5 protein-coding genes are annotated in these 3956 nt (G+C 73.9%); 1 reads left to right on the top strand and 4 read right to left on the bottom strand.

The genetic code is table 11. The annotated features are described in order from the left end of the window. Window positions 1–39 precede the first annotated feature (39 nt). Complete coding sequence (gene rpsB / locus CNO22_RS26055; protein WP_100502149.1) at window positions 40–978, bottom strand: 30S ribosomal protein S2; 939 nt, start codon at window positions 976–978, stop codon at window positions 40–42. A 304-nt stretch (window positions 979–1282) separates the two neighbouring features. Between rpsB and CNO22_RS26050 the strand changes: the two genes are divergently transcribed. Further along, window positions 1283–1786 carry a murein hydrolase activator EnvC family protein gene (locus tag CNO22_RS26050; protein ID WP_100502148.1) on the top strand — a complete coding sequence of 168 codons (504 nt, stop codon included), beginning with the start codon at window positions 1283–1285 and terminating at the stop codon, window positions 1784–1786. A gap of 5 nt (window positions 1787–1791) precedes the next feature. Here the strand turns inward: CNO22_RS26050 and CNO22_RS26045 are convergent, their stop codons facing one another. The 3 genes from CNO22_RS26045 to CNO22_RS26035 all read right to left on the bottom strand — a co-directional run. After that, window positions 1792–2115: an antibiotic biosynthesis monooxygenase family protein gene (locus CNO22_RS26045; protein WP_100502147.1), complete on the bottom strand. Its 324-nt coding sequence runs from the start codon at window positions 2113–2115 to the stop codon at window positions 1792–1794. Window positions 2116–2198: 83 nt separating this feature from the next. After that, complete coding sequence (whiG, locus tag CNO22_RS26040; RefSeq protein ID WP_100502146.1) at window positions 2199–2999, bottom strand: RNA polymerase sigma factor WhiG; 801 nt, start codon at window positions 2997–2999, stop codon at window positions 2199–2201. Between the two features lie 116 nt (window positions 3000–3115). Continuing rightward, the coding region (locus CNO22_RS26035; RefSeq protein ID WP_100502145.1) for a tyrosine recombinase XerC at window positions 3116–3956 on the bottom strand (841 nt) is incomplete at its 5' end.

Here is a 3956-nt window from a genome sequence, read left to right as displayed (position 1 = left end):
GACGGGGTCCTTCCACGGTGGGGGGCAGGGGGTCCTTCTTCAGCCGTTCTGGGCGCCCTGGGTGCCGGTGGTCGTGTCGCCGGTGGCGGGGACGCCCTCGACGGGGGCGACCTCGGCCGCGGTCACGGTCGGGGGCTCGGCCGGCGTCTCGGGCAGCGGGGTGGCCGCCGCGTCGCCGGTGGTCTCGCCCTGCTGGCCGGTGAGCAGCTCGCGCTCCCAGTCGGCCAGCGGCTCGTCGCCACCGATGGCCGGCTGGCCGCCGTCCTCACGGCCGGCGTTGGCCTGCGCGGCCGAGCGCGCCATGAGGCCCTCGGCCACGGCATCGGCGATGACGCGGGTCAGCAGCGCGGCGCTGCGGATGGCGTCGTCGTTGCCCGGGATCTTGTAGTCGACCTCATCGGGGTCGCAGTTGGTGTCGAGGATCGCGACGACCGGGATGTTGAGCTTGCGGGCCTCGCCGACGGCGATGTGCTCCTTCTTGGTGTCCACGATCCAGACGGCGCTGGGCACCTTCTGCATGTCGCGGATACCGCCGAGGCTGCGCTCGAGCTTGGCCTTCTCGCGGCTCAGGACGAGCTGCTCCTTCTTGGACAGGCTGACCAGCACGCCGGTCTGCTCCATGTCCTCGAGCTCCTTGAGCCGCTGCAGCCGCTTGTGGACGGTCGAGAAGTTGGTGAGCATGCCGCCCAGCCAGCGCTGGTTGACGTAGGGCATGCCGACCCGCTGCGCCTGCTCGGCGATGACCTCCTGCGCCTGGCGCTTGGTGCCGACGAACAGGATCGAGCCGCCGTGCGCGACCGTCTGCTTGACGAACTCGTAGGCGTTGTCGATGTACCCGAGCGTCTGCTGCAGGTCGATGATGTAGATGCCGTTGCGCTCGGTGAAGATGAACCGCTTCATCTTCGGGTTCCAGCGACGGGTCTGGTGCCCGAAGTGGACGCCGCTGTCGAGCAGCTGCTTCATGCTGACGACTGCCATGGCCGCAGCCTCTCTGTTCTCTGAGCGCGGCCACGCGGGCCGCGCTCCTCGGTTGTCGCGGGCACCGGGTGGCGCTCCGCCCTGGCGTCCGGGCCGCCACGACCCCGCGGGGAACCGCGGGGACCGGGGTGGCGACCGTCCCGCTGCTGCCAGCGGGCGAGAGGACGCGCGAAGTCGACCCGTCGCAGACGGGTCGCGGTCGTCAGCATACGCCCCGTCGCCGGCGGTCCTCCCCAGCGGTCGGGCCGTCCACAGACCGCGGTCGCCCACCCCGTCCGGCGTCCCGGAACCGCACGCTCCCCCGGTGCGCCGACCGCTGCTCACCGTCCTCCTCCTGGTCCCGCTGCTGCTGCCCGCCGGGGGCGCCGTCGCCGCGCCCCCGGTGGCCGACGAGGTCCCGGCCGGTCTCTGGTCCCGGCCCGTGGAGGGCGCGGTCACCCGCCCGTTCGACCCGCCAGCGGACCGGTACGGCGCCGGGCACCGCGGCGTGGACCTGGCCGGGGCGCCGGGATCACCGGTGGTCGCGGCCGGGGACGGGGTCGTCGTCTTCGCCGGGATGGTGGCCGGGCGGCCGGTGGTCAGCGTCGACCACGCCGAGGGCCTGCGGACGACGTACGAGCCGGTGGACGCCGTGGTCGGCGCGGGGCAGCTGGTAACCCGCGGCGCGGTGCTGGGGACGCTGGCCGGCGGTCACGCCGACTGCCCGGTCGCGGCCTGCCTGCACTGGGGGCTGCGACGCGGGGAGGTCTACCTCGACCCGTTGTCGCTGCTGGAGCCGCCGGAGGTCCGGCTGCTGCCGATGGGCTGAGCTCGTCAGGCGCTCGGAACGCCGTCGGTAGGGGTGGCGGTCAGCACCTCGTGGAAGTGCTCCACCGTGGGGAAGGGGTCGTAGAAGGCGTGCAGCAGATCCCGCCAGCGCTGGTAGCCGGCCGAGCCGCGGAAGCCCTCGGTGTGGTCCTCGAGACGGTCCCACTCGACCAGGAGGAGGTACGTGCCGGGCCGCTCGAGGCAGCGGGACAGCGTCAGCCGCCGGAAGCCGGGGCTGGCCGCGATGACCGCCCGGGCCTCGGCGAAGGCCGCCTCGAAGTCGGCCTCCGTCCCGGGTCGCACGGGCAGCAGCGCGTGCTCGAGCACCACCGGTCAGGCCATCCGGTTGACGCGACTGCGCACCCCGGTGCGCTCCTCGCTCGTCGCTCGCGGCGATGTTCCCTGGGTCGTCGTCACGCGATGTCGGCGAGCTTGGTGCGCAGCTGCAGCACCGCCTTGGTGTGCAGCTGGCAGATGCGGCTCTCGGTCACGCCGAGGACGCGGCCGATGTCGGCCAGGGTCAGGCCCTCGAAGTAGTAGAGGCTGACGACGACCTTCTCCCGCTCGGGCAGCTGCTCGACCGCGCGGGCCAGCAGCTGCCGGGCCTCGCCGTGCTCGGCCATCGCTTGCGGGTCCAGCGCGCTGGTGTCCCGCAGGGTGTCGACCAGGCGGGGCGCGCCGCCCTCGTCGTCGGAGAGCAGCTCGTCGAGGGCGACGACGTTGACCAGGGAGAGCTGGCCGAGGAACTTGCGGACCTCCTCGACGTCCATCTCCATCTCGGCGGCCACCTCCTCCTCGGTGGGGCTGCGCTGCAGCCGGCTCTCCAGCGTCGCCACCGTGCGCTCGAACTGCCGCGCCTTCATCCGCACCGACCGGGGGATCCAGTCGGTGCTGCGGAGCTCGTCGATGATTGCGCCGCGGATGCGGGCCATCGCGTAGCTCTCGAACTTGACCTCGCGCGAGGGCTGGTAGCGGGTGATGGCGTCGATGAGGCCGAAGGTGCCGTAGGAGACCAGGTCGGCCTGCTCCACGTGCGCGGGCAGGCCGCTGCCGACGCGGCCGGCGACGTACTTCACCAGCGGCGCGTAGTGCAGGATCAGCCGGTCGCGCAGCTCGGGCGCCCGGTCGGCGACGTAGGCGGCCCACAGCTCGACCAGCGCGGCGTCGGCGTCGTCCGGGGTCTCGTTCAGCCGGTGGGTGGCGGCCTCGGTCACGGTCTGCGCTCCCGACTGTCGGAGGCTCCTGGCGGAGGACCTCGGGGTGGGCACGGTGGTGGTGCGCCATCCGATGGCGCGCAGGGCAACTCTGTCAGACACGGACGGCAGTCCTCTCAGGCGCGCGGGTGCGCTCGGGCGTGGACGGCACGGAGCCGGTCGACGGTCACGTGGGTGTAGAGCTGGGTGGTGGCGAGGCTGGCGTGGCCGAGCAGCTCCTGCACCAGGCGCAGGTCCGCGCCGCCCTCGAGCACGTGCGTGGCCACCGAGTGGCGCAGCCCGTGCGGGCCGATGTCCGGGGCACCGGGCGCGGCCGCCACCGCCGTGTGCACGGTGCGGCGCGCCTCACGCGGGTCGAGCCGGCCGCCGCGCACGCCCAGCAGCAGCGCCGGCCCCGAGCGCTCGGTCGCCAGAGCAGGGCGGCCGCGGGTGAGCCAGGCGTCCAGCGCCCGCTCGGCGGGGGCTCCGTAGGGGACGGTGCGCTCCTTGCGGCCCTTGCCCAGCACCCGCAGCAGGCGGCGGTCGCGGTCGACGTCGTCGACGTCCAGGCCGACCAGCTCGCTCACCCGGATGCCGCTGGCGTAGAGCAGCTCGAGGACGACGGCGTCGCGCAGGCCGACCGGGTCCTCCGCCCCGGCGGCCGAGTCCACCACGGCCCGCGCCTGGTCCGGAGCGAGCACCTCCGGCAGGGTGCGGTGGGCCTTGGGGCTGACCAGTCGCAGGCCCACGTCCTCGGAGGTGAGACCGGCCCGTCGCAGCCAGCGGGTGAAGGAGCGGGCCGATGCCGCCCGCCGGGCGATGGTGGCCCGCCCGGCGCCACGGGTGCGGTTGTGCGCCAGCCAGCTGCGCAGCGTCGCGAGGTCGATGTCCTCGATCCGCGTGCCACCGCGCCGGACCAGGTGGTCGAGCAGCCAGACCGCGTCGCCGACGTAACCGCGAAGGGTGTGTGCGGACAGG

Source organism: Geodermatophilus chilensis (assembly GCF_002802985.1).
Lineage (GTDB): Bacteria > Actinomycetota > Actinomycetes > Mycobacteriales > Geodermatophilaceae > Geodermatophilus > Geodermatophilus chilensis.
The sequence above is the reverse complement of the archived record's forward strand: the minus strand, read 5'-3'. Positions and strand labels throughout refer to the sequence as shown.